Below are 23228 nucleotides of genomic sequence, written 5' to 3'. Positions count from 1 at the left end.
ATCAGTTCACGCCAGCGGCGTGGGCCTGTTCATCCGCATGGTATGAAGACCGCACCATCGCGCCCACCGCCGCATGCGAGAACCCCATCGCATAAGCCTCGCGCTCGAACATGGCGAAAGTATCCGGATGCACGTACCGCAGCACCGGCAGATGGTGTTCGGACGGCTGCAGATACTGCCCGATCGTCAGCATGTCCACGTTGTGCTCGCGCATATCCCGCATCACCTGCAGGATTTCCTCGTCGGTTTCGCCCAGGCCCAGCATCAGGCCGGACTTGGTGGGGACTTCGGGGTGCAGCTTCTTGAACTCGGCCAGCAGCTTGAGCGAGTGCATGTAGTCCGAGCCCGGGCGTGCCTGCTTGTACAGGCGCGGCACGGTTTCCAGGTTGTGGTTCATGACGTCCGGGGGACCGGCGTTCAGGATGGTCAGCGCGCGGTCCAGGCGGCCGCGGAAATCGGGCACCAGCACCTCGATGCGGGTGCTGGGCGACAGTTCGCGGATGTGCGTGATGCAATCCACGAAGTGGCCGGCGCCGCCGTCGCGCAGGTCGTCGCGGTCCACCGAGGTGATCACGACATAGGACAGCTTCATCGCGGCGATGGTGCGCGCCAGGTTCAGGGGTTCGTTGGTGTCCAGTGGATCCGGGCGGCCGTGGCCCACATCACAGAAGGGGCAGCGGCGGGTGCACTTGTCGCCCATGATCATGAACGTGGCCGTGCCCTTGCCGAAGCATTCACCGATGTTCGGGCAGGACGCTTCCTCGCACACCGTGTGCAGGTTGTGCTCGCGCAGGATGCGCTTGATGTCGTAGAAGCGCGAGCCGGGCGCGGCGGCCTTCACGCGGATCCATTCAGGCTTCTTCAGGCGCTCGGCCGGAACGATCTTGATGGGGATGCGCGCGGTCTTGGCCTGCGATTTCTGCTTTTGCGTCGGATCGTAGACCGCTTCTGCGGGCGCAGCGGCGGATTCGTTCGAGGGGACAGGAGACTCGGCGAGCGTGGACATGGAGCACCTTCATGACCGGCGCGAGCGCGCGCCGGGTCTGAGACAAAAACGGCATTTTACCCTCCGCCGCCCGGATCCGCCGCGCGGGGTCCCGTCCCCCGGGCGGCAAACCTCCTTGGCCGCAGCCGGGCTGGGTTATCGTCACGCCTGACGAATCCGCCGGTTTTGCCCATGTCTTCCCTGCCCCCGCCCCGCCCCATCGCCCTGATCGCACCCCGACTGGACTGGGCGCCCGCGGCCCGCGCCATCCAGGCCTGCGCCGGATTGCTGCTGCCTGCGGGCTACTATCTGGCCGCCGGCCCCTGGCATGAGGCCCAGTCACAGCCCCTGCTGGGCGAGCTGCGCCCCGCCGCCGCCCTGGCCATCGGCCCGCTGGACGATCCCGCCCTGCGCGCTGCCCTGGCGGCGCTGGAGATCCCCGTCGTGGAGACCTGGAGCCTGTCCGCACAGCCGCTGGACGGCGCCGTGGTGGTCGACAACGCGGAAGCCGGCCGCATGGCGGCGCGGCACCTGGCCGCCAAGCGCCATGCGCGCGTCGCCTGCGTCAGCGCCGACAACCCGTGGGAACGCGCCCGGCGCGAAGGCTTCATCAGCAGCGCAGCCGCACTCGGATTGGAACTGGCAGCGGACATCGTGCAGCCTGAAGTGCAGCACATGAACGACGGCCGCATGGCCTTCCTGCGCTTGCTGACCACCAACACGATCTTCGATGCGGTGTTCTGCACGAGCGATCTGCTGGCCGCGGCCTCGGTCTCGGAAGCCCACAACCGCGACCTGCACGTGCCGCAGGACCTGGCGGTGTTGGGCTACTCGGACGACGGCAGCGCCGCGCAGTGGGCGCAGGGCTTGACCACCCTGGGCGCCGACGCCGCCCTCCTGGGTCGGCGCGCCGGCCAGTTGCTGCTGGACCGCCTGGATGGCGAATGCGGCACGGGCGAGCGGATTACGGTAGAAGTGGTTTTTGAAGAAAGACTGAGCACGTAGGATGCGTAAAGCGCGAGAGTGCTTACCTCTGCCCTGCCGCGCTACACCTCTCCTACTCGTACAACGCCGGAAAACCGCTGTCCTGCAGCATGGTGTTGGCTTCCTGCAGAAACGCAGGCGTGGCGGTTTCAGGCACACGCACCAGCCATTGCACAGCGTCCTGCTTCCGCCCGCGCAGCAACAGCAGCCGTCCCAGATGGAACATGCCGCGGAAATCGCCGCCTTCGGCGCAGCGTTGATAACAGTCGAAGGCGCGTTCCATGTCCTGCTCGACCACCTCGCCAGCCTCGTAAAAGCGGCCGACGACGCCGATGGACTTCACGTGGCCGGCGTCCGCCGCCTTTTGGTAAAGGGCCAGCGCCGCCGCGGGATCCTGCGCCACGCTGCCGCGGCCGCTGCGCAGCATGTGAGCATAGTTGTACATGCCCCAGTCCAGACCCTTGTCCGCGGCCAGGCGGAACCAGTAGGCCGCGACCGTGTCGTCACGCGGCACGCCCCAGCCGTTCTCGTAGCAGCGGCCCACCATGTTGATGGCCATGGGGTGATCGGCATGGGCGGCGCGCTTGAACCACGTCAGCCCCTGTTCCGGATCGCGCTCCACGCCCGCGCCGTCCAGCAGCATCTGGCCGTAGATGGTCTGGGCTTCGATCAGCCCCAGTTCGGCCGCCGCGCGGATCCAGGCCGCATAGTCCTCGGCCGGCCCTTGTTCGCGCAGGCGGGCTAGTGCTTCTGGCGTGGTTGCGGCCACGTCGGCCGCGCTAAAGGTCTTCATGTCTTGTTCCTTGCGCGGTCCCAGGCCTGCGCCAGATTGCGCGCCAACGCCTCGCCCGTCTCGGTGGGCTCGCGGCGCGCGCCACAGGCCGCCATGTCCACGGTGCGCAGGCCCGCATAGCCGCAGGGATTGATGCCCAGGAACGGCGTCAGGTCCATCTGCACGTTCAACGACACGCCATGGTAGGCACGGCCGTTGCGGATCTTGATGCCCAGCGCCGCGATCTTGGCCAGCTCGCCCCCGTCCGGATCGGGCACGTAGACCCCCGGCGCGCCGGGCTTGCGGCAGGCGTCGGCCACGCCCATCTGGGCCAGCGTGTCGATGACCGCGCCTTCCAGCAGATTGACGTATTCCTTGACGTAGATGTCGGCGCGGCGCAGGTCGAACAGCGCATAGGCCATGACCTGGCCAGGACCGTGGTAGGTCACCTGCCCGCCGCGGTCGCAATGGACGATGGGAATGTTGCCGGGATTGAGCACGTGCTGGGGCAGGCCTGCCTGCCCCAGGGTGTAGACCGGCGCGTGTTCGCAGAGCCAGATCTCGTCAGGCGTATCGGCGCCGCGCAGATTGGTGTACGCCTGCATGTCGTGCCAGACCGACAGGTAGTCGGCCGGCCGCGCGAGCCACTTGATCACAGCTGTCCTGCTCTTGCGCTAGAGGACGATGGACACCATCGGATGACCGTGCAGGGCGCGGTAGAGCGCGTCCAGCTGCTCGCGCGAGGTCGCGCGCACCGTGAAGGTCAGGCCCATGTAGTTGCCGCCCTTGCTGGGCCGCATTTCCACCGTGGCGGCGTCGAACTCGGGATCGAACTGCAGCACGACTTCGGTCAGCGTCTGCGCGAATTCGGGATGCTGCTTGCCCATGACCTTGATGGGAAAGTCGCTGGGATATTCGATGAGGGAGTCTTCGGGCGGGATATGTTGCATGATGTGCCTATTACCTGTTTGGTGGTGCCCCCCAGGGCGCGGCCACTGCTCTCGATACTGCACCCGAGGGTGCCTGCCACGGGGCGGCCATATCCTGCTTATATGGGGGCAAACCGCCAGCCGGCAAGGCCGCCGGGGCGGCCCCGCGGGAGCCGCCCGGTAACGCCGGCCTAGAGCGCGGCGATGCGGGCATCATAACCCGCCCGCAATTGCGCAAAAACAGGGCCGGGCTTGCCCGAGCCCACCGGCTTGCCGTCCAGCGAGACGATGGCCAGCACTTCCTTGGTGGCCGAGGACAGCATCAGCTCGTCGGCCTCTTCCACCTCTTGCCGCGAGATCGGGCGCGACTCGAACGGGATGCCGGCCTCGGCGGCCAGCTCGCCCATCAGGCCATAGCGGATGCCTTCCAGGATGAGGTTGTTCTTGGGCGGCGCCAGCAGCTTGCCGCCGGAGACCACCCAGATATTGGTGGACGAGCCTTCGGTCAGATAGCCGTCGCGGAACTGCACCACTTCGTCGACCTGCGCATCGACGGCCTGCTGCTTGGCCAGCACGTTGCCCAGCAACGACACCGATTTGATCTCGCAATGCAGCCAGCGCTCGTCCGGGATGCTGATGGCGCTCAAGCCGCGTTCGCGCTGCGCGGCAGGCGGCGGCGCCCACGCCGAGATCATGCCGAAAACCGTCGGAGCCACGGGCGTCGAGGGGAACTGGTGGTCGCGCTTGGCCACGCCACGCGTCACCTGCAGGTAGACGATGCAGGTTTCAAGGTTGGTGCGCGCCAGCAATTGCTGGATCAGGTCGATCCAGCCCGCGCGGTCGAAGGGCTGCGCGATCCGCAAGGCAGCCAGGCTGCGGTCCAGGCGGTTGAGGTGTTCGGCCATGCGGAACGCATTGCCTTGGTACACGGGGACGACTTCGTAGATGCCATCGCCGAAAATGAAGCCGCGGTCCAGGACGGAGACCTTGGCCTCGTCCACGCGCAGAAACTCACCGTTGAGATACACCTGGCTTTCGCCCGGCACGCCCGGAATCATGAGGCACTCCTGAATATGAAATGGAGAGGGACGAACCGTCCGGTCCGTCCCGTGAATAGAGCACGGGCGTTTCATGCGAAACGCCCGTTGCTAGCTTACACCCGCGATAGCGCCCGCGGCGCGGCGGAATTACTCGAACCAGCGCTTGACGGTATCGACCATGCGGCCGAAGAAGCCAGCGCGTTCGACCGCGTCCTGCACCACCAGCGGTTCGGTGCGCAGCACCTTGCCGTCCAGCGTGAACTGCAGGGTGCCGACCTGCTGGCCCTTGGCCAGCGGGGCGATCAGCGGATCCGTGCGCTGCGCCACCGGCTTCAGGTCGCCGGCCTTGCCGCGCGGCACTGCAATCGACACGGGGTTGGGCGGACCCAGCTTGACGTTTTCAACCGTGCCTTCCCAGACGCGCGCATCGATGCCGGGCTGGCTCTTGTCGAACAGCTTCACGGTATCGAAGTTCTGGAAGCTCCAGTTCAGAAGCTTCAGGCTTTCCTCGGCGCGCGTGGCCTCGCTGTCCGTGCCCACCACGACCACCAGGATGCGGCGGTCGCCGCGTACCGCGGTCGACACCAGGCAATAGCCGGCCGAATCGGTGTGGCCGGTCTTCATGCCGTCCACCGACGGGTCGGCCCACAGCAGGCGGTTGCGGTTGGGCTGGGTGATCTTGTTGTAGGTGTAGCTCTTCTGCTTGTAGTAGTGGAAGTGGTCCGGATGATCGGTGATCAGGTGCGACGACAGGATCGCCAGATCGCGCGTGGACGTCATGTGCTGCGGATCGGGCAGACCCGTGGCGTTCATGAAGTGCGTGTTGCGCATGCCCAGGCGTTCGGCTTCCTGGTTCATCAGCGAAGCGAAAGAAGCCTCGCTGCCGCCCACGGCCTCGGCCAGGGCGACGGAGGCGTCGTTGCCGGACTGCACGATCATGCCCTGGTTGAGTTCGTCGACCGTGACCGGCTTGCGCGGTTCGATGAACATGCGCGAACCGCCCGTGCGCCAGGCGCGCTCGGACACCGGCACGGTCTGCTCCAGCGTCAGGCGCTTTTCGTCCAGCGCGTTGAACACGACATAGGCCGTCATGATCTTGGTGAGCGATGCCGGTTCCACCTTCATGTCCGGGTTGGAAGCGGCCAGGGTCTGGCCGCTGTTCACGTCCATCACGATCCAGGCCTTGGCCGCGATCGTGGGGGCCGGCACGGCCGAGACGTCGCCCACGGGCACCACCGCCGAAGCATTCGGCGCCGGGGCCGCGGCGCCGGCGGCTGCGGCGGGCGCCGCGGCGGGAGCCTGCTGCGCCCAGACCGGCATCGAAGCCGCCAGCATGGCTGACAGCACCGCGCCTGACAGCAGGCGGCGGGTAAAGACAACGGGGGAGTGAGCGGAGTAAGGCAAATTCTTCATCGGCAACGTGGGTCCAGTAATGACGCCCGCCGGCGCGGGGCAAGTGGCTGACAATTATAGGCAGTCGATCAGACCCGTCCGGCCCGCCCGGGGTTCCCGCGCATTTAAAACATGCAACTTGATGCAACCTGCTGGTCTCGGGACGTGGTGGCCACAGATCAATCCGGGCCACCGCCATGATGCCGGCGGTAGACAGCCGGAGAAACCCCCACGTGCTTGACGAAGGCACGGCGCAAGGTGTCGACGTTGGCAAAGCCGCATTGCGCGGCCGCCTGCTTGGGCGTGGCGGCGCCCGCCTCCAGCAGCGCGCGGGCCGCAGCGATGCGCGTCATCTCCACCCACGCGGCCGGCGTGACGCCGACCTCGGCATGAAACAGCCGCGCAAAATGCCGGGGACTCAGGCCGGCGTGCTCGGCCAGCGCGTCCACCGACAACGGCAGCCCGGGATTGCCGGCGACCCAGCGCTGGACTTCTTGCAGGGCCGAGCGCCCGACCGGACCGGCCTGCCCCTTGCGGCTGAACTGCAGTTGTCCGCCGGGGCGCTTGAAGAACATCACCAACTGCGCAGCCACGTTGGCAGCCACCTCCCGGCCCAGATCCTCCTCCACCAGCGACAGCGCCAGATCCAGTCCGGCCGTGACGCCGGCGGAAGTGCGCACCTTGCCGTCGCGCACATGCAGGGCGTCTTCCTCGACGGTCACCTTGGGATAGGCCAGGCGCAATTGCGCAGCCGCGTTCCAATGGGTCGTCACGCGCCGGCCATCCAGCAGGCCGGCTGCGGCCAGCATGAACGCGCCAGTGCAGACGGAGCCATAGCGCCGGGCGCCCCGGGCCGTCACGCGCAGCCAGCGCAAGGCGGAACTGCTGAGCATTGCGCTGGCGGCCTGCGGCGTGCCGGCGACCAACAGGGTATCGAGACGCGCGATCGGATCGCCCACCGCCAGGTCGGGCAGCAGGCGCGCGCCCGACGAACAGCGGATGGGCCCGGCCTCATAGCCCACCACGCGCAGCGCATATAGCTCGCGTCCAAGTTCGGCATTGGCCTGGGCGAATACGTCCAGGGGGCCGGAGACATCCAGCATCTGGACGCCGGGCAGCGCAAGAATGGCTATGGTCTTGGTCATGGCATCGCGCCTGGACGGCAGGCGTCGGGAAATCGCGTGTTTTGGCTGGATCTGGCGTATTACGACAATTGAAGCCATTCTAGTGCGGCGGGAGAATTTATCGAACCCCCACCCCACGCAAGGACTCCCGCCATGAACCCTGTCATCGACGGCATTCAGATTCCCGACAGCAAGCTCGCCCGCGAAATCACGGAATTGGTGCGCGACACCGCCACCCCGCTGCTGTTCCACCACTCCAGCCGTGTCTACTACTTCGGCGCGCTTGCCGGCAAGCGGCGCGGACTGAAGTTCGACCCGGAATTGCTCTATTGCGGCTGCATGTTCCACGACATGGGCCTGACGCATCAGCACAGCAGCGACTGCTGCCGCTTCGAAGTGGACGGCGCCAACGCGGCGCGCGATTTCCTTGGCAGCCGCGGCATCGCCCAACAAGACATCGATCTGGTGTGGACCGCCATTGCGCTGCACACGACGCCCGGCATTCCCGAATTCATGCATCCGGTGGTCGCGCTGGTGACGGCGGGCGTGGAAATGGACGTGCTGGGCCTGACCTACGGCGACTACAGCGACACCCAGCGCGAAGCCGTGGTCGCTGCGCATCCACGCGGGCCAGGCTTCAAGGAAGAAATCATCCAGGCGTTCTACGACGGCATCAAACACAAGCCGCAGACCACCTTCGGCAACGTCAAGGCCGATGTCATCGCCGACAACGAACCGGCCTTCAGGCCCGGCAATTTCTGCAGCGTGATCCGCGGCTCGCGCTGGCCGGGCTGAACCTGCTGCGCCGCGCGAGCGGCGCCCCCGGTTTTAGTCCAGCGCAACCTTCAGCCGCGCCTGCACCAGCTGGCGCAGCACCAGGAGCTTGCCGTGGAAGAAGTGCGATGCGCCCGGCACCACCACCACGGGGATGGAACGCGGGCGCGCCCAGTCCATGGCTTCGGACAGCGGCACGACTTCGTCTTCCTCGCCGTGCACCATCAGCGTATCGTCCGGCACCTGCACTTCGTGCGACTGGAAGCGATTCACGGCGGGGCCCATCAGCATCAGGGCGGAGGGCAGTACCGTGTCGCCCTGCTCGGCGAGGGCGGCATAGGTCTGCGCGGCGACGGCAGTGCCGAACGAAAAACCAGCCAGTACCCACGGCGCCCGGGCCAGTTCCGGGTGCAGCTCGCGCATCTGCGCCACGACCGCCAGCATGTCCTGGGTTTCGCCCACGGATTTGTCGAAGACGCCCTCGGACTGCCCGACGCCGCGGAAATTGGGCCGCACCGCGACCAGGCCATGCTGCACGCAGGCGCGCGACAGGGTCGTGACCACCTTGTTCTCGCGCGCGCCGCCCTGCAGCGGGTGCGGATGCAGAACCAGCGCCCAGCCTCGCGGCGTACCCGCGGGCCAGTCCACGGCGCAATCGATGCGGCCGGCGGCTCCGTTGAAGGCGTGGGTTTCAGTGCGTGCGGACATGGCGTGACTCAGGATGCGGGAAAAACAGCGATCTTAACCGCCCGGCCTGGCGGCGGGCTTGGGCGTCGTGGCAAGCCACTGCGCCAATTGGTCCGCGGCATCGTCCGTCGCCTGACGCAATGCCGCGACTCCGCCCTGCGCGTCCTGCGTGGGCGCGGGCGCGCGGGCCTCGATGCGCGTCTGGCCCACCACGCTGCGGCCGCTGAGCAAGACCGCCTGCAGCAGCACGCGGCCTTCGCTGGACTGGCCGTCGGCCGCGAATACCTGTTCGAACTGGGACAACGACACCTGCAATTGCGGCGTCTGCAGGGTGACGCGCTCGTCCAGCACCGGCCCCTGGCGCGACAGGCGCTCCGTGAGACGCTGACGCACCAGGTCCGCCGGCGGCGAGGCCCAGCGGTAACTGGCATAGGCCTTGGGCGCGGCGCTGTCTCCCACGCGCCAGATCACCCCCGTGTCGGACAGGCTGGGCACGGCCTGGAAGACCAGCGCAAGCGGCGCGCGCGCGGGCAAGGCCGGCGTGGGCCGGGAGTCCAGGCCCAGGTCGAATACCGAAGGCGGGGCTGCCACGCGGCCGATGCCGCAACCGGCCAGGGCCAGCGTCAGGATTAGAACGGCGCTACGCATCTTCATCATTTGGGCGATCTCCCGAAGCCTGCAAAACCGGCCTCGCCGGGCCCGGGCTCGCGGGGCGCCGGGCCGAACAGGAACGATTGCGGCGTGTTGTCCACACGGCGCAGAGTAACGGCGGCGCCGCGCGCGGCCGCGCTGACGTTGGTGGCCATGCTGGTGATGGCCGGCAGGGTCTCGCCATCCAGCCGCGCGGCGGCCAGGGCGATGTCGTTGAGGCTGCTGGTGGCGGCGGACAGGGGACCATCCGGCGCGTTCAGGCGCGCCAGCGACTGGCGGGCCTGCGCCGCCAGGTCGCCGACTTCCCGCGCGGCGCGGTCGGCCTGGCGCGAGGTCTTGTCCAGCGAATCGATCAGGGGACCGAGCTTGGCCAGCGTAGGCGCCAGATCCTGGCTGGCCCCCCTGAGCGACTGGGTGATGTCGTTGGCGTTCTGCAGGCTGGCGGTGAGCGCTTGCACGTTCTGCTCGCTGAGCACGCGCCGCAGCTGCTCGGTGACCTCCTCGACGTTGGAGATCAGCTTGCCGCCACGCTGCTCGATGCGGTCGAGAAAACCGGGGCGCAGCGGAATGGCTGCCGGATGCGCGGCCGACGACGCCAGCCGCTTCATCGAGGTGCCGTCATCGCGCAGCTCCACGTTGGAAATGCCGGTCACGCCCTGCACGCCCAGTTCGGCCCAGGTGGACTCGGTGATCGGCGTGTTGGGCGCCACGCCGATGCGGATGCGTACCTGCCCGGGCTTGTCCGGGTTCAGGGCCAGGGACTGCACCTTGCCCACCGGCACGCCCTGATAGCGCACCGTGGACTGCGGGTTCAGGCCGCTGACGGCGGTCGCGGAGATGATTTCGTATGGCTGCAGCTGAGTCCGGTCGCGTCCGATCCAGATGGCCACCAAGGCGGCTGCGGCCAGCAAGGCCAGCGTGAAGATGCCGGCCATGAGCGCATGACTACGGTTTTCCATGATGCAATCCCTTCGGCGCCAGATCCCCCAGCGCGCGCAGGCCGCGCTCGCCCAGGAAGAACGTGTGAATGAACGGGTGATCGACCTTCAATACTTCCGGCACCGTGTCGCACACGATCACCCGTTTGTCCGCCAGCACGGCGACGCGCGTGGCCAGCGCCAGCAGCGTGTCCAGGTCGTGCGTCACCATGACGACGGTGAATCCCAATTGCCGGTGCAGGCTGCGCACCAGGTCCACGAACTCATCGGAGCGCAGGGGGTCCAGGCCAGCCGTGGGTTCGTCCAGGAACAGCAGCTCCGGATCCAGCGACAGCGCACGCGCCAGCGCCACGCGCTTGACCATGCCGCCGGACAGGTCCGACGGCCGCTTGTCGGCATCGCGCGCCGACAGGCCCACCATCGCCAGCCGGCACATGACGACATCGCGCACCAGGTCTTCCGGCACGGTGCGCAGTTCGCGCAGCGGCAAGGCCACATTGTCGAACACCGACAGCGCGGAGAACAACGCCCCCGCCTGGAACAGCATGCCCCAGCGATAGGACAGCCGCCGGCGTTCAGCCGCCGTCAGTTCGAACAGCGAATGACCCAGCACCCGCACCGTGCCCGCGGCCGGCCGGTCCAACCCGATGATCTGCCGCAGCAGCACCGTCTTGCCCGTGCCCGAGCCGCCCACCAGCACCAGGATCTCGCCGGGGAAGACGGTCAGGTCCAAATTGTCGTGCACCACGTGGTCGCCAAACGCCGTGCGCAGCCCGCGCACGGTGATGACGGGTTCTACCGTAACGCCATCCTCGGTGAAAAGCTTGTGCTGGGCGGCGCTGTTCATCAGATGCCCACCGAGCTGAAAATCACGGCATACAGCGCGTCCAGCAGGATCACGCCGGTAATCGAGGTGACCACCGATGTGGTGGTGCCGCGACCCAGGCTTTCCGTGTTGGGCTGGATGCGCAGCCCGAAATGGCAGGCGATCAGCGCGATCAGCATGCCGAAGGTCACGCCCTTGAGGATGCCGATCCAGTAGTTGGTCAGCGAAATCGCGTCCGGCAGCGACTGCAGGAACCATTGCGCCGACACGCCCAGCTGCATCTGCGCGGCGAGCATGCCGCCCAACAGCGCCATGGCGTCCGTCCACAGCACCAATAACGGCATGGTCACAGCCAGCGCCACCACTCGCGGCAGGATCAGGCGTTGCCCATGCGAAATGCCCATGACCTGCATCGCATCGAGTTCCTGCGTCACCCGCATCACGCCGATCTGCGCCGTGATGGCCGAGCCCGAACGGCCCGCCACCAGGATGGCGGCCAGCACCGGCCCCAGTTCGCGCACGATGGATACGCCCAGCAGGCGCACGATGAAACGGTCGGCGCCGAACATCTGCAGCTGCTGCGCCGACAGGTAGGACAGCACCACGCCAATCAGGAACCCGACCAGCGCCGTGATGCCCAGCGCCTGAGCGCCGGTGCGGTACACCTGCGCCGAAATTTCGCGCCACGGCCCCAGCCGCGGGCGCAGCAGCATGCCACCCAGGTCCAGGACCAGTTGCCCCAACATGATGAGCAAGGCGCGGCCATTGTCGATAGCCTGGAAGATCGCCTCGCCCATCGCACGCAGCCAGCTCAATGGGTCGCGCTTGGGCGCGGCGGCCGGGGTCTCGCCCTTGTTCAGGGCCAGCGCGTTGAAAACGTCCTGCTGGCCGGCGGACCAGCGCACGCGCTCGGGCAGCCTGTGGCCCCAGGCTTCCCAGATCAGCAGCGCGCCTATCGTGTCCAGCCGGCCGATGCCGTGCAGGTCCCAGCGCGCGCCGCCATCGGTGGCGCAGGCCAGCGCCTCGCGGCGGCGTTGGACCTCTCCAGGCTCTGCCAGCGCCAGCACGCTCCAGTCGCCGGCCACATGGCACACGCCTCCTTCGAAACGGAAGGGCGCGGCGGCGGCAGGTGCGGACGAAGCGGAATGCGGCATGAAGACAGAATACCGATGCAAAATGTATCGCCAATCATAAACGCTGGCGCCGGCAGACCGCGAGCGCGGGCCGCGTGCCCTACAATCGCCGCCATGTCCGCTCAAGCCAGCCCCATCGACCTGCCCGCGCCGGAAACCCTGGCCCGCACGCTCAGCACGCGCCTGCCCGCCTTCCAGGACATCTCCTGGATCGGTAGCACCGGATCGACCAATGCCGACCTCCTGGCCCGCGCTCGCGCAGGCAGCGGCGGCAAACCCTGGCTGCTGGGCACGCACCTGCAGGAAACCGGCCGCGGCCGCGCCGGCCGTCCGTGGCAGAACCGCACGGGCTCCACGCTGATGTTCTCCTGTGCCTTCGACGTGCACCTGCCGCCCGCGCAACTGCCCGCCCTGTCGCCGCTGGCCGGCATCGCCGCCTGCGAAGCTCTGCGCACCGTCGCCGGCCCGCAAGCCGCCGGGCTGTGCATGAAGTGGCCCAACGACGTGCAGTGGCACGACGCCAAGCTGGCAGGCGTACTGGTCGAGACCACCCGCAACCCCGGCGGCAGCGAGGCGGGCCATACGGTCGTCATCGGCATGGGCGTGAACCTGACCGACGCCGCCCGGCTGTCGCTCGCGCTGGAACGCGAAATCGCCGACTGGAGCCAGGTGCAGGCAGCCGCCGCCCGCCAGGCCTCCGCCGCCGACCTGGTCTGCGCCAGCGCCATGGCCTGGCTGGAAGCGGTCCAGACCCTGGAGCGCGAAGGATTTGGCGCCTTCAGGCCGCGTTTCGACCAGGTGGACGCTTTGGCCGGCCGCAAGGTCAACGTGCTGGACAAGGGCGCTATTCTTCTAGGCGGCACCGCCTGCGGCGTGGACGAACAAGGCCGCCTGCTGGTGCAAACCCCCGAGGGCACCCAACCGATCCTGGTCGGTGAAATCTCGATTCGACGCCAAGCATGATTATTCTCATCGACTCCGGCAACAGCCGTCTCAAGGTGGGTTGGCTGGATGCCAGCAACCCCGACACGCCGCGCGAACCCGCGGCGGTCGCCTTCGACGGGCTGGACCTGGACGCCCTGGACCGCTGGCTGTCCGCCTTGCCGCGCCGCCCCTTGCGCGCGCTGGGCGTGAACGTCGCCGGCGAGGCCCGCGGCGCGGCCATCGCCGCCATCCTGCAAAAACATGGCTGCACGGTGACCTGGTCGCCGTCGCAAGCAACCACGCTGGGGTTGGTCAACAGCTACAAGACGCCCACGCAGCTGGGCGCCGACCGCTGGGCCTCACTGCTGGGCGTGCTGTCGCGCCTGCCTGGCGCGCACCCGCCCTTCGTGCTGGCCAGCTTCGGCACCGCCACCACCATCGACACCGTCGGCCCCGACAACGTCTTTGCCGGCGGCCTGATCCTGCCAGGCCCGGCCATGATGCGCAGCGCGCTGGCCCACGGCACCGCCAACCTGCCCATCGCCAACGGCCAGGTCGTGGCCTATCCCACGGACACGCACGAAGCCATTGCCTCCGGCATCGCCGCCGCGCAGGCCGGCGCCGTCGTGCGCCAATGGCTGGCGGGACGCCAGCGCTACGGCCAGACGCCGCAGATCTACGCGGCGGGCGGCGGTTGGCCTGAAGTGCATCAGGAAATCGAACGCCTGCTGGCGGACGCGGGCGGCACCGAAGGTGCGGCCCCCGTGCCCATCTATCTGGATCACCCCGTCCTGGACGGCCTGGCCGCGGTCGCCCGCGCCACCCTGGACGACCAAGCCTGAACGGGAGACCCCGGCCATGCGCGTGCTCTTCATCCTCCTCCTGCTGGCGAATCTGGGGGTTTATGCGCTGGGCCAGGGCTGGCTGGGCGTGCGTCCCGAGGACGAAGGCCGCGACCCGCGCCGCTTCAATCAGGAACTGAATCCGGGCGCGGTGACCCTGGTTCCCAAGATCCCGCCTGCCGCCCCCTGAAGCCCCGTCCGGCGCATACGCCGGTGAACCCGGGCGCTAGCCCCCCTTTCCTGCCTCCAACCAAGGCGCCAGCGCGTCCAGCGTGCGCCCCGTGGCTCCCGAATGCATGCGGAACCATGCCAGCGCCGCCTCAGCCGTGCGCTGGCGGCGCGGTTCGTCCGTCAGCAATGCCATGGCCGCTTCCACCGCCTGGCCGGCGTCGGCCGCGCGCAGCACCGCGCCCGCCGCGATGGCGTCTTCCGCCGCCTGCTTGAAATTGAAGATGTGCGGACCGACGATGACCGGCACGCCCGCCGCACAGGCCTCGATCAGATTCTGCCCGCCCAGCGGCGCGAAACTGCCCGCCACGATCGCCACATCCGAAGCGGCATAGTGGAACGCCATCTCGCCCAACGTGTCGCCCAGCAGCACCGCCGTACCCGGCCCCGGCGCTACGCCTTCGGAACGCCGGACATACGGCAGCCCGGCCTCCGACAACAGACGCGCAGCCTCGTCAAAGCGCTGCGGATGACGCGGAATCAACAGGAACAAGGGCGCGCCCGGCATCGCGGCGTGACGCTTGATGGCCTCGATGAAACCGCTATCCTCGCCCTCCCGCGTGCTGGCCACCGCCACCACACGCCGGCCCAGCTGTTCGCGCCAGGCTTGCCCAGCGGCAACCTGCGGCGCCGGCAAGACCAGATCGAATTTCAGATTGCCCGTCACGACGGGCTGCGGCGCCCCTGCCTGCACCAGCCGGTCCGCGTCCTCCGCGGTCTGCGCCAGCACCGAATCAAGCCCGCCCAGCGCTTCACGCATCACGCCGCCCATCCTGCCCGCCTGGCGCAGCGACGACGCCGAAAACCGGGCGCTCACCAACGCCATGGGCACGCCAGCGCCGCGCGCGGCCGCCAGCAGGTTCGGCCAGATCTCGCGTTCGATGAGCAGGCCGCAACGCGGCCGATACGCCGCCATGAAACGGCGGGTTGCGCCGGGAAAGTCATAAGGCAGCCATGCCTGGCGCAACTGGCCGCGGGCGATCGCATCCGCGTACTGGCGTGCGCCCTCGGCCCGGCCGGTGGCTGTCATGTGCGTCAGCAACACCGGCAGGCCGCGGTCCAGCAAGGCTTGCAGCAGAGGCTGTGCGGCGCGCGTCTCGCCCAGGCTGACGGCATGCACCCAGACCGGTGCGGTCCAGGACGCGGCAGCGGCTGTAGCCGTGGCAGGCGCGGCGTGGCCGAAGCGTTCAGAAGAGAAGATTTCCCATTGTCCGCCCGCGCGCCGGGCGCGGTGGCCCATCCACAGCCAGACCAGCGGTGATAGAGCCCTGAGCGCCAGCGAGTAAACGCCGCGATTCATGTCACTGGGCGGCCAAGGCCTGCTCCACCGCCGCCATCACGGCCTCGCGCGACGGCGAAGCCCCGCGGTCGCCCAGGCTGGCGGTGTAGCTGGAACCGACCAGCGGCGTGCGCACCGGCGTGGAGGCACGGTAAATGCCGATGGTGGGACGGCCCAGGGCGGCCGACAGGTGGGTCAGACCGCTGTCCAGCCCCACCATCAGGCGGGACCCAGCCAGCAAACGCGCCACCGCCGTCAGGTCCATGCGGGGCATCACCTCAGCCCCATCCATGCCGGCGATCAGCAAGCGGGCCCGCTCGGCCTCCTGCTCGTTCCCCGCCAACAATTTCAGGGTGCAGCCGGCCTCGCGCAGGCGGCGGAACACGACGCGCCAGTCTTCTTCCGGCCAGAGTTTGTCGTCGCGGCTGGCCGACGGCATGATCACGGCGTAGCCGCGGTCCGTATCCAGATGGTGCAAGCGCGGCAGTTCGCCGACGTTCATACCCTCGCTGCCGACTTCCAGCACCAGGTCCGCCGCAGGCTGCGTCGCCTGCCGCGCAAAAGCCTGCAGACCGAAATCGGGCGCACCGGCGTATTGGTAGCCGAACGTCAGGGCAGCCAGCTTGCGCTGGCGGATCACCGCCGGCTGCCAGAATTCCACCCTGTGCCGCACGTTGTAGAACAGCGACGCCAACGGCTCGCGCGCCGAGCGCCAGTCCAGCCCGTGCCGTACGCCACGGGTCTGGCGCACCAGCCAGGCGGATTTCAAGAGCGCCTGCATGTCCAGGACGATGTCGTACTGTTTGGACCGCAGGCGTTCCTTCAGCGCCCGGCGCTCGGCCCGTACCTGCGTAGACCACCAGGCCTTGCGCCAGCGCCTATGGGCTACCTTGATGACTTCATTGACTGCTGGATGCCAAGCCGGGATGTCCGCAAAAGCTTCTTCTGCAATCCAGTCGATCTCCGCGTCCGGCACATGCCGGGCGATGTCGGATATGGCGGGCAGCATGTGCACCAGATCGCCTAGTGAAGAAGTGCGAACAATGAGGATGCGTGTTGGCATTGACAAAAGCACAAAAGACCGCATGACGCGGAGTCGAAATCATCCGCCGATGCAGGGCGGCATCCGCAGCGAAGAATTTCGGCAATTTACAACAAACTGCACCAGTCATGCGGCCGCGTTTCATCAGGCCAAGAGCCGCCCTCCAGGTAGGAACGCCTGGAAAAAATGCCGAATATCTATTTCCGTGCCGGCTCAGACAACTTCGAACGGCAAGGATCTAGGCATGAATTGCAGCGTTTTGCGGATGGCAGCGTCGTCGACCTGCAAGGTCCCCGTGAGCTGCTCATAGGCGCCACGTTGGCCGGCAGCCTGCGCCAACATACGCAACATGAAAGACGGGAAAGGAATCAAACGCACTGGCCGACCGACGTCCTTGGCCACGCCACGCAAGATATCCGGCGTCGAATAGTCCTGCAGGTCCCGTACATGAAATACATGACCAGGCGCATCAGCATGCTGCAAGCAAGCCAATAGCGCGGCCGACAGGTTATCCACATGCACCAAGCTGCGTTGGTTGTGCACGTTACGCAATGGCAGCGGCACGCCGGCCCGAACCCAACGGGCCATCCGCGCCATATTGCCCGGCGCGCCCTTGCCGTAAACCAACGGAGGCCGGACGATCACCAGTTCGGCGCCGTAGCGCTGCGCCAGCTCGGCCAGCTTCCGCTCCGCCTTCAATTTGGACTTGCCGTAAGGCGTAGTCGGGCGGCATTCCGTCTGCTCGGTCAACGGAGCCCCCGCCTCGCTGGACGTTCCCACCGCGCCAATAGAACTGACGAACACGAAGCGCTTCACTCCGGAACGAAAAGCGGTGTCGGCCAGTCTGCAAGTCCATTCCACGTTCACCTGCTCAAACAGAAGCTCGTGGTCGGCAGGCGGAGCGCCCAGCACGTGGGCTCGCCCCGCAAGATGGCAGACAGCCTCCATCCCCGACATGGCCTCCAGCAGCGCCGCCTCATCCTCCATATCCGGAATATTGCGCACTTCGACCCGCTCATCGTTCAGAGGCCGGCGTGTCAACAGCCGCAACGAGTGGCCTTGCGCCAACAGATCCCGCACCACCCGTTGCCCGACAAATCCCGTGCCGCCCGTGACTAATATTTTGCTCATCATATTTTCGTAAGTTGTTGTTCAAAAAAGGCACGCCTCGCGCATTGCCAACAAGACATTCGAACTTTCAGGACCGTGTCGCCGGATCTCCGCCAGGCAGCAAGTCCAGGAGCGAGTGATGCGCCCCCATTTAGTTTCCGCATCCTAATCCCCTCGAGCGCCGCATATTGCAGCACCTCGGATGCCCACGTCGTGCAAGCCGTTGCCGGCGCCCACGCCCGCCTTGGGGCGCGGGCGCGGTTACTCTACCCCGACGGCGTGTTGATACAATCATGCACCCCCAACTCTCTCTATCAGTCGGTGTGACTTTGCGTACATCAATCGGTGCAGTTCGGCAAGCCCTCGTTGACCTTCCGAGATCGGCCAAAAGAGCCCTTGCCATTTCGCTGGACGCGCTGATTCTGTTTGGCGCATTCCAGTTGGCATTATGGCTTCGTTTCGAGCTATTTTTTACGACACCAGACTATCTTTTGCTGTCATTTGCCGCGTGCGCCAGCGGCATCTTCGCGCTCGTCGTATTCGGCACGTATCAATATGTGCTGCGGTACATGACAGACCGCGTAGCCCTTGTCATTGTAGGTGGCGTTCTGGTTTCAATCATGACGGTCACCGCCTGCAGCCTCTTTCTGCAGATGTCCTCCGGGCTTTCGCGCGGCGTGTTGACCATTTACGGCGTCGTGTCCCTGGTGCTGCTGCTGGGCGTACGGTTGGCGGCCATCAAGATCTTGTTTCCGCGCCACCGACTTGGTGATGTCCCGCGGGACAGCGTCGTGCGCGTGCTTATCTATGGCGCAGGCCCGGCTGGCAGCCAATTGGCGCTAGCATTGCGCAACAGTTCGCACTACCGCCCGATCGCGCTGGTCGACGACGACCGCGATAAGACCGGTCTGATGGCCGCTGGCCTCCGCACCTACCCGACGAGCGACGTAGGCGAACTCGTGGAAAGCCACAATATCGGTCAGATCTTGATTGCCAAGCCCACGGCTTCGCGCGAACAAATCAATAACATGGTGGAGATCGGTTCGCAGCACAGTATCCGGGTCCGGATTGTGCCAAATCTGCACGAAATGGTCGATCAGGCCGGCGGGCTGAAAGCTCGCGACCTTCAGATCGAAGACCTGCTGGGCCGCGATGCCGTGGCGCCGCTGCCCGCACTGCTGGGCCGATATGTAACTGGGCATGTGGTCATGGTGTCCGGCGCAGGCGGTTCCATCGGCTCCGAATTGTGCCGCCAAATCCTGGCGCTGCAGCCCCGCCGCCTGGTCTTGCTGGAAATCTCTGAACCCGCTCTGTACTCCATCGGCCAGGACCTCGCCGGGATCAACGCGCAGAATGTGGAAATCGTGTTGCTGCTGGGTTCTGCGGGTGATCAGCGGAATTGCGCAGAACACATGCGCAAGTATGGTGTCGAGACCATCTATCACGCAGCTGCCTATAAGCATGTTCCCCTGGTCGAGCACAATATCCGCGAGGGCATACGCACCAATGCCTTCGGAACGCTGTCCTTCGCCCGTGCCGCCATCGAATCCGGCGTCAAGGATTTCGTGCTGATTTCCACCGATAAGGCCGTTCGGCCCACCAATGTCATGGGGGCAACCAAGCGCCTGGCCGAATTGGTGCTGCAGGCGCTGGCGGACATCCAGACCGGCACCCGCTTCTCGATGGTACGGTTCGGCAATGTGCTGGGCAGCTCGGGCAGTGTCGTCCCTCTGTTCAATCGGCAGATCCAGAACGGCGGACCGGTGACATTGACACATTCGGACATTACCCGCTACTTCATGACCATCCCGGAAGCAGCACAATTGGTGCTCCAAGCAGGAGCCATGGGCGCCTCGGGCTCGGTCTTCGTCCTGGACATGGGGGAACCGGTCCGGATATACGACCTGGCCAAACGCATGATTCAACTGCATGGCCTGACCGTCCGTACGCCGGAATTCCCCGACGGCGACATCGAAATCCGGATCACGGGCCTACGCCCCGGAGAGAAACTCTACGAAGAACTCCTAATCGGTGGAGATGTCTCGCCTACGCAACACCCTCGCATCATGCAGTCGAAGGAACATAGCATTCCTTATGACGAATTGATGAAAGAACTCGAAAGCATGGAACATTCTTTCACTACCGGTGATGAGATCGCCTCCAAGGCGATGCTCAAAAAGCTCGTGATTGAATATACTCCGTCCTGAATTCAATTAGACAAACTCGCTGCCATAATTAGTATATATAAGCCATGAGCAATAAAACTTTCCGCGACAAGACCTTGCTAATAACCGGAGGCACGGGTTCTTTCGGCAATGCCGTTCTGAAGCAATTCATTAATTCCGATATCGGCGAAATCCGCATTTTCAGTCGCGACGAAAAAAAGCAGGACGATATGCGGAAGCGCTTCAACAATCCGAAGTTGAAGTTCTACATCGGCGATGTGCGCGACTACACAAGCATCCTGAACGCTACTCGCGGCGTCGATTTCATTTTTCATGCGGCAGCGCTCAAGCAAGTCCCTTCGTGCGAATTCCACCCGATGGAGGCCGTGCGGACCAACGTTCTGGGCACCGAGAACGTACTCGAAGCAGCCATTGTCAATAATGTAAGCCGCGTCGTGTGCTTGAGCACCGACAAGGCCGTTTATCCGATCAATGCCATGGGCATCTCCAAGGCAATGATGGAAAAAGTGATGGTTGCCAAGTCGCGCAACCTAGACGGCAAGGGCACCGTCATCTGTGGAACCCGCTATGGCAACGTCATGGCGTCGCGCGGATCGGTCATTCCCCTCTTCTTCGACCAGTTCCGCGCCGGCACGCCGTTCACGATCACCGATCCCGACATGACCCGCTTCATGATGACGCTGGAAGATGCGGTGGATCTGGTGCTGTATGCGTTTGAGCATGGCACGAACGGCGATATCTTTGTGCAGAAGGCCCCCGCCGCCACGATCGAAACCCTGGCCGAAGCCCTGCTCGCCATCCTCAAGAAGCCAGGGCATCCGATCAACGTCATCGGTACTCGGCATGGCGAGAAACTCTATGAAACGCTGTTGAGCCGCGAAGAAATGGCTGCCGCCGAGGACTTGGGCGGTTACTACCGCGTGCCGCCCGATCTGCGCGATCTCAATTACGGCAAGTTCGTCGAACAAGGCGAACCGAAGATTTCGCAATACGAGGACTACAACTCGCACAATACTGAACGCCTGGACGTGGCCGGCATGGTGGCCTTGCTGCGCAAGCTCGATTTCATCCAGGCCGTTGAGCGCAACGACATTCCCGAAGTCGAGGGTTAAATGAAGCTGCTTATCACCGGCGCCAACGGATTTGTCGGCAAAAACCTGCGTGTATTGCTGGGTGAACGCAAGGATTTCGAAGTGCTCGCATTCACGCGCGAGCATACGCTGGCGCAACTGGAAGCCATGGTCCAGGAAGCGGATTATGTCTTTCATCTGGCCGGTTCGAATCGTCCCAAGGATCCTGCCGAGTTCAAGGAAATCAACCTGGAATTGACGCAGTCGCTGATCGATTTCGCCGCCAAGCGTCAGCGCCCCTTGCCGATCGCCTACACCTCATCGATCCAGGCTGAGCTGGAAAATCCCTACGGCGCCAGCAAGCTGGCCGCCGAAGAAGCGCTGCTGGCCTATGGGCGCCAGACTGGCTCGTCGGTGCGCCTGTTCCGGCTTCCCAATGTGTTCGGCAAATGGTGCCGCCCGAACTACAACTCTGCAGTGGCAACCTTCTGCCATAACATCGCGCACAATCTGCCGATCACCATCAATGATCCCGCGGCCAAGGTGCGCCTGGTGTACGTGGACGATGTCTGTAAGGCACTCATCGCCTTGCTCGCCGAAGAGCCCGGCCTTAACGGGTACGTGGAAGTCGACCCGATCTATTCCACCACCGTCGGCGACATGGCCGAGGAGATCCGCGGTTTCAAGGAAAGCCGCCAGACGCTCATTACGCCTCGCGTGGGTACCGGGTTCACGCGTGCCCTGTATTCGACCTACATGAGCTATCTGGAGCCGGCGCAATTCGCGTACACCGTACCCAAGTACGGTGACCAGCGCGGCGTTTTCGTCGAGATGCTGAAGACGCCCGACGCTGGCCAGTTTTCGTTTTTCACTGCGCTCCCCGGCATCACACGCGGCGGCCACTACCACCACACCAAGACCGAGAAATTTCTGGTCATCAAGGGTTCGGCTCGTTTCGGTTTCCGCCATATCGTCACCGACGAGACGTTCGAAATCCTCACCAACGGCGACGAGCCCACCATCGTCGAGACCATTCCGGGCTGGGCGCACGACATCACCAATATCGGCGAGGGCGACATGGTCGTCATGCTATGGGCGAACGAGATCTTCGACCGGCAGAATCCCGACACCATCGGCCACAAAGTTTAATTATCCAAGATGACCAAGAAACTTAAAGTCGTTACCGTCCTTGGTACGCGCCCCGAAATCATCCGCTTGTCGCGCGTCATGGCCAAGCTGGACGAGCACTGTGACCACATCATCGTCCATACCGGCCAGAACTACGACTACGAACTGAATGAGATCTTCTTCAGTGATCTCGGCGTCCGCCGCCCGGACCATTTCCTCAACGCAGCGGGGGGCAGCGCCGCCGAGACCATCGGCAACGTCATCATTGCCGTCGACAAGGTTCTGGCCGAAATGCAGCCCGAAGCCGTCCTCATCTTGGGCGATACCAATAGCTGCCTGGCCGCCATTCCTGCCAAGCGCCGCAAGATTCCCATTTTCCACATGGAAGCCGGAAACCGCTGTTTCGATCAGCGTGTGCCGGAAGAAACCAACCGGCGTATTGTCGACCACACTTCCGACATCAACCTCACTTACAGCAGCATTGCCCGCGAATATCTGCTGGCCGAAGGGTGCCCTCCGGACCGCGTCATCAAGACCGGCAGCCCGATGTTCGAGGTGCTGACGCACTACGCACCGTCGATCAACGCCTCGGATGCGCTCTCGCGGCTGGGTCTGACCGAGGGCGAGTACTTTGTCATCAGCGCTCACCGCGAAGAGAACGTCGATTCCGAGATCAATCTGCGCAAGCTCGCGGATATCTTCAACGGTCTGGCCACGACTTACGGCAAGCCCGTGATCGTTTCCACGCATCCGCGCACACAGAAGCGTATTGACGCGCAACAGCTGCAGTTTGATCCGCTGGTGCGTCTGCTCAAGCCTCTTGGCTTCCACGATTATGTCAAACTGCAGAAAGACGCCCGCGCGGTGCTTTCCGACAGCGGCACCATCACGGAAGAATCTTCCATTCTCAATTTTCCCGCGCTTAATATTCGCGAAGCCCACGAACGCCCTGAAGGCTTCGAGGAAGCTTCCGTCATGATGGTCGGCCTCGAGCTGGACCGTGTGCTGCAAGGACTCTCCATCCTGGAGAAGCAGGGCCGGGGAGCCGAGCGCAGCCTGCGTCAGGTGGCCGACTACAGCATGCCCAACGTGGCGGAAAAAGTGGTGCGGATCATCCATAGCTATACGGACTACGTGAACCGTACCGTGTGGAAAAAATACTGATCGACCCGCTGGCGAGCAAA

At 65.2% G+C, this 23228-nt stretch carries 24 protein-coding genes; 9 read left to right on the top strand and 15 right to left on the bottom strand.

What is annotated here, in order from left to right; all coding sequences use genetic code 11:
* Position 1: 1 nt before the first annotated feature.
* Positions 2-1006, bottom strand: coding sequence for a lipoyl synthase (lipA, locus tag HV793_RS08630; protein ID WP_054457058.1), 1005 nt, complete (start codon positions 1004-1006; stop codon positions 2-4).
* A 171-nt stretch (positions 1007-1177) separates the two neighbouring features.
* Here lipA and HV793_RS08625 point away from each other — a divergent pair, with 171 nt between their 5' ends.
* Positions 1178-1990, top strand: a complete 813-nt coding sequence (locus HV793_RS08625; RefSeq protein ID WP_054457060.1) for a substrate-binding domain-containing protein — start codon at positions 1178-1180, stop codon at positions 1988-1990.
* A gap of 52 nt (positions 1991-2042) precedes the next feature.
* On the opposite strand, the gene HV793_RS08620 is transcribed toward HV793_RS08625, so the two are convergent.
* From HV793_RS08620 to HV793_RS08595, 6 genes are all read right to left on the bottom strand, one after another.
* Entirely contained in the window at positions 2043-2762 is a 720-nt protein-coding gene (locus tag HV793_RS08620; RefSeq protein ID WP_125471169.1) for a tetratricopeptide repeat protein, read from the bottom strand.
* Complete coding sequence (gene lipB, locus HV793_RS08615) at positions 2759-3397, bottom strand: lipoyl(octanoyl) transferase LipB (protein WP_054457064.1); 639 nt, start codon at positions 3395-3397, stop codon at positions 2759-2761. The genes HV793_RS08620 and lipB overlap by 4 nt, the downstream gene beginning before the upstream one ends.
* A gap of 18 nt (positions 3398-3415) precedes the next feature.
* Positions 3416-3691 (bottom strand): YbeD family protein, encoded by a 276-nt coding sequence (locus tag HV793_RS08610; RefSeq protein ID WP_054457066.1) that lies wholly within the window; start codon positions 3689-3691, stop codon positions 3416-3418.
* 170 nt (positions 3692-3861) lie between these two features.
* Positions 3862-4728, bottom strand: a complete 867-nt coding sequence (locus HV793_RS08605) for a D-amino acid aminotransferase (RefSeq protein ID WP_054457068.1) — start codon at positions 4726-4728, stop codon at positions 3862-3864.
* A gap of 129 nt (positions 4729-4857) precedes the next feature.
* Entirely contained in the window at positions 4858-6123 is a 1266-nt protein-coding gene (locus HV793_RS08600; protein ID WP_118933510.1) for a D-alanyl-D-alanine carboxypeptidase family protein, read from the bottom strand.
* 158 nt (positions 6124-6281) lie between these two features.
* Positions 6282-7247 (bottom strand): GlxA family transcriptional regulator, encoded by a 966-nt coding sequence (locus HV793_RS08595; RefSeq protein ID WP_125471171.1) that lies wholly within the window; start codon positions 7245-7247, stop codon positions 6282-6284.
* A 132-nt stretch (positions 7248-7379) separates the two neighbouring features.
* On the opposite strand from HV793_RS08595, the gene HV793_RS08590 reads away from it, so the two are divergent.
* Entirely contained in the window at positions 7380-8021 is a 642-nt protein-coding gene (locus HV793_RS08590; protein WP_175212993.1) for an HD domain-containing protein, read from the top strand.
* A 33-nt stretch (positions 8022-8054) separates the two neighbouring features.
* Here HV793_RS08590 and HV793_RS08585 read toward each other — a convergent pair whose 3' ends face one another.
* Genes HV793_RS08585 through HV793_RS08565 form a run of 5 tightly spaced genes read right to left on the bottom strand, consistent with a single transcriptional unit; the run spans position 8055 to position 12256 of the window.
* Positions 8055-8708, bottom strand: coding sequence for an alpha/beta hydrolase (locus tag HV793_RS08585; RefSeq protein WP_175212992.1), 654 nt, complete (start codon positions 8706-8708; stop codon positions 8055-8057).
* Between the two features lie 33 nt (positions 8709-8741).
* The gene (locus tag HV793_RS08580) at positions 8742-9341 is read right to left on the bottom strand and encodes an ABC-type transport auxiliary lipoprotein family protein (protein ID WP_054457293.1); all 600 of its coding nucleotides are present in this window, start codon (positions 9339-9341) and stop codon (positions 8742-8744) included.
* Positions 9341-10297: an MlaD family protein gene (locus tag HV793_RS08575; RefSeq protein WP_175212991.1), complete on the bottom strand. Its 957-nt coding sequence runs from the start codon at positions 10295-10297 to the stop codon at positions 9341-9343. Before HV793_RS08575 ends, HV793_RS08580 begins: the two co-directional genes overlap by 1 nt.
* Positions 10284-11123 carry an ABC transporter ATP-binding protein gene (locus HV793_RS08570; RefSeq protein ID WP_054457079.1) on the bottom strand — a complete coding sequence of 280 codons (840 nt, stop codon included), beginning with the start codon at positions 11121-11123 and terminating at the stop codon, positions 10284-10286. The genes HV793_RS08575 and HV793_RS08570 overlap by 14 nt, the downstream gene beginning before the upstream one ends.
* Positions 11123-12256, bottom strand: coding sequence for an MlaE family ABC transporter permease (locus tag HV793_RS08565; RefSeq protein ID WP_175212990.1), 1134 nt, complete (start codon positions 12254-12256; stop codon positions 11123-11125). Before HV793_RS08565 ends, HV793_RS08570 begins: the two co-directional genes overlap by 1 nt.
* Positions 12257-12349: 93 nt before the next feature.
* Here HV793_RS08565 and HV793_RS08560 point away from each other — a divergent pair, with 93 nt between their 5' ends.
* Genes HV793_RS08560 through HV793_RS08550 form a run of 3 tightly spaced genes read left to right on the top strand, consistent with a single transcriptional unit; the run spans position 12350 to position 14191 of the window.
* Positions 12350-13198 (top strand): biotin--[acetyl-CoA-carboxylase] ligase, encoded by an 849-nt coding sequence (locus tag HV793_RS08560; RefSeq protein WP_175212989.1) that lies wholly within the window; start codon positions 12350-12352, stop codon positions 13196-13198.
* Complete coding sequence (locus HV793_RS08555) at positions 13195-14001, top strand: type III pantothenate kinase (protein ID WP_054457085.1); 807 nt, start codon at positions 13195-13197, stop codon at positions 13999-14001. Before HV793_RS08560 ends, HV793_RS08555 begins: the two co-directional genes overlap by 4 nt.
* 16 nt (positions 14002-14017) lie before the next feature.
* Complete coding sequence (locus HV793_RS08550; RefSeq protein ID WP_175212988.1) at positions 14018-14191, top strand: hypothetical protein; 174 nt, start codon at positions 14018-14020, stop codon at positions 14189-14191.
* A 36-nt stretch (positions 14192-14227) separates the two neighbouring features.
* On the opposite strand, the gene HV793_RS08545 is transcribed toward HV793_RS08550, so the two are convergent.
* From HV793_RS08545 to HV793_RS08535, 3 genes are all read right to left on the bottom strand, one after another.
* Positions 14228-15529 (bottom strand): 3-deoxy-D-manno-octulosonic acid transferase, encoded by a 1302-nt coding sequence (locus HV793_RS08545; RefSeq protein WP_175212987.1) that lies wholly within the window; start codon positions 15527-15529, stop codon positions 14228-14230.
* 1 nt (position 15530) lies between these two features.
* On the bottom strand, positions 15531-16571 hold the full coding sequence (waaC, locus tag HV793_RS08540) for a lipopolysaccharide heptosyltransferase I (protein ID WP_175212986.1): 1041 nt from the start codon (positions 16569-16571) through the stop codon (positions 15531-15533).
* 192 nt (positions 16572-16763) lie between these two features.
* The gene (locus tag HV793_RS08535; RefSeq protein WP_175212985.1) at positions 16764-17681 is read right to left on the bottom strand and encodes an NAD-dependent epimerase/dehydratase family protein; all 918 of its coding nucleotides are present in this window, start codon (positions 17679-17681) and stop codon (positions 16764-16766) included.
* 272 nt (positions 17682-17953) lie between these two features.
* Between HV793_RS08535 and HV793_RS08530 the strand changes: the two genes are divergently transcribed.
* Genes HV793_RS08530 through wecB form a run of 4 tightly spaced genes read left to right on the top strand, consistent with a single transcriptional unit; the run spans position 17954 to position 23208 of the window.
* The gene (locus tag HV793_RS08530; protein ID WP_125471179.1) at positions 17954-19867 is read left to right on the top strand and encodes a polysaccharide biosynthesis protein; all 1914 of its coding nucleotides are present in this window, start codon (positions 17954-17956) and stop codon (positions 19865-19867) included.
* Between the two features lie 44 nt (positions 19868-19911).
* Positions 19912-20958 (top strand): polysaccharide biosynthesis protein, encoded by a 1047-nt coding sequence (locus HV793_RS08525; RefSeq protein WP_125471180.1) that lies wholly within the window; start codon positions 19912-19914, stop codon positions 20956-20958.
* Complete coding sequence (gene wbjC / locus HV793_RS08520; protein WP_125471181.1) at positions 20959-22065, top strand: UDP-2-acetamido-2,6-beta-L-arabino-hexul-4-ose reductase; 1107 nt, start codon at positions 20959-20961, stop codon at positions 22063-22065. It begins immediately after the preceding gene.
* A gap of 9 nt (positions 22066-22074) precedes the next feature.
* A complete protein-coding gene (wecB, locus tag HV793_RS08515; RefSeq protein ID WP_175212984.1) occupies positions 22075-23208 on the top strand; it encodes a non-hydrolyzing UDP-N-acetylglucosamine 2-epimerase in 1134 nt (377 codons plus the stop codon).
* Positions 23209-23228 lie beyond the last annotated feature (20 nt).

It is taken from the genome of Achromobacter aegrifaciens (genome assembly GCF_902859965.1).
In the GTDB taxonomy this organism is placed as follows: Bacteria; Pseudomonadota; Gammaproteobacteria; order Burkholderiales; family Burkholderiaceae_B; genus Achromobacter; species Achromobacter aegrifaciens.
Note: the sequence above shows the minus strand (reverse complement) of the source record. Positions and strands in the feature narration are given on the sequence as shown.